1 pseudogene is annotated in these 248 nt (G+C 57.3%); it reads left to right on the top strand.

Annotated elements, in window-relative coordinates:
• A pseudogene (locus tag O7B34_RS32090) lies at positions 1-115 on the top strand (IS630 family transposase); the annotation flags it as partial.
• Positions 116-248: the final 133 nt, after the last annotated feature.

Raw genomic sequence — 248 nt, 5'->3', positions numbered from 1 at the left:
GAAACGCACCGTCGAGGACACGTGGCGCCACATCGGACATCTCGTCGAAACCATCGAGGCAGCCGAATGTAAGAACTACTTCGAAAACGCAGGATACGCTTCCGTCAAAACGTGAAAGGCTCTAGTGCATCAGCGCCGGCCTAGCTGCCAACGTGGAGCGCAAAGTGCTCGAGGAACCGAACCGAAATCCTGGGTCCCATCGCTATGGGAAACCGAGTTTGTGGTGGCCACCGCCGCAGCTTTGATGG

Origin of the sequence: Mesorhizobium sp. Cs1299R1N3, assembly GCF_037179625.1 — a bacterium.
In the GTDB taxonomy this organism is placed as follows: domain Bacteria; phylum Pseudomonadota; class Alphaproteobacteria; order Rhizobiales; family Rhizobiaceae; genus Mesorhizobium; species Mesorhizobium salmacidum.
Note: the sequence above shows the minus strand (reverse complement) of the source record. Positions and strands in the feature narration are given on the sequence as shown.